The 1638-nt window shown below is 31.1% G+C and carries 2 protein-coding genes; both read left to right on the forward strand.

Going from position 1 to position 1638, the window contains the following annotated elements:
* Positions 1-105 precede the first annotated feature (105 nt).
* Positions 106-1335 (forward strand): IS91 family transposase, encoded by a 1230-nt coding sequence (locus tag ACJDTP_RS27315; RefSeq protein WP_406762994.1) that lies wholly within the window; start codon positions 106-108, stop codon positions 1333-1335.
* Positions 1336-1351: 16 nt separating this feature from the next.
* Positions 1352-1546, forward strand: a complete 195-nt coding sequence (locus tag ACJDTP_RS27320; RefSeq protein ID WP_406762995.1) for a hypothetical protein — start codon at positions 1352-1354, stop codon at positions 1544-1546.
* The last annotated feature ends 92 nt before the right edge of the window (positions 1547-1638 follow it).

Raw genomic sequence — 1638 nt, forward strand, 5'->3', positions numbered from 1 at the left:
TTGTATAGGAAATTATAGAATTTCGAAGAGTCTAAAGCTAGATGGGATCTAGCTTTAGACTCTTCGGTATGTTAAGATGTAACTATAAAATTAAGAGGTATACAGATGAAAAAAGGGAAGATGAATAGGATATTAGAAGACCATTGGCATAGCTTTGTAAAATTGTATGGTAAAAAAATTAGACCTAATGTAAAGGCTGAAGTTGATAAAGTTTTAAGATGTAAGGATACTAAGTATGGTTACATTGAGTTGAAGTGTAAAAAGTGTAATGAAATCAAGAAGATAGGGTTTACTTGTAAGAGTAGATTTTGCACATCTTGCGGCAAAGTTTATGTTGATAACTGGATTGATAGTATGTTATTAAAACTAATAAACGTTAGACATAGACATATTGTATTCACTATACCAGAAGAATTAAGGATATACTTCGGCAAAAACAGAAACAAATTAAAAATACTTCCGCAATGCGCAGCAAAAGCTGTTACGACTTGGATGAGAGATTTAAATAAAAGTGAGGAATTTACTCCAGGAATAGTAACTGTGATACATACATTTGGCCGTGATTTAAAGTGGAATCCACATGTACACATGATGGTTACAGAGGGCGGAACAGGAAATAATACTGAGTGGAGACATATAAGACATATATCATATTTATCACTGCGAAAGCGATGGCAAAAATTATTGCTGGATCATTTAGAAGAATTAGTAGGAAAGAAAAGCGAAGCTAAAAAGCTGAAGAATAAATTATATAAAGATAAGGATAAAGGATTTTATGTACACGCAAAAACACAAATAAAATCAGCTAAAATAGCGGCAAAGTATATTGGAAGATATGTTGGACGACCTGCGATAGCAGAATCTAGAATTATAAAGTATGATGGCAGAAATATCACATTTAAATATACTAGACATGAAGATAATAAGACTATAATAGAAACTTTAAATGCGCATGAGTTTATAAAGAAAGTCATAATACATATTCCAGAAAAGCATTTTAAGATGATCAGATACTTTGGTATTTATTCTAGGAGAAGTAAGAAGAAAGACAATTTTATAAAAATGTTGGATGATAAAATAATAAAACTACGAAAAGCAATATCTAAATGGGAATATAGAATACTGGCTTCATTTGGAATTAACCCTTGTAAGTGCCCCAGATGTGGGGAGTTAATGAAATTTAATGACATAGTTTATGGGGATAACGGTTCTATGAGGGAATATTTTAAAAAGAAGATTATTAGTGAAGGGAAAGAAAATTTAGAAAAAACTATTGAATTATATGCAATTACAAAAGGTCTTATATATGGTAGAATAAATCCGACAACAACGTAGTTGGAGGGCAGAAAAATTGAACGAAGAGATACTATATATTTGTATGGAATGTAAAACTGAAGAAAATATACCTAAGGAGGTTGTAGAATACTTTGATGAAATGGATCAAAGTAACATAAATGAACCACCTTGTTTTTCATGCGAAGAATGCGGCGGAGTCATGAGACCTCAAAAATATAGTGGTATGCACGGAAAAGAATATAAATTATAGAATTAAAACCATAGAGAAAAGTAAATCTCTATAGTTTTGATTTATATTTTAATATATTTCTCCGAAGGAGCGTGGCGCAGCCACTTTTTTAT

This window comes from Candidatus Clostridium helianthi (genome assembly GCF_045310795.1).
In the GTDB taxonomy this organism is placed as follows: domain Bacteria; phylum Bacillota; class Clostridia; order Clostridiales; family Clostridiaceae; genus Clostridium; species Clostridium helianthi.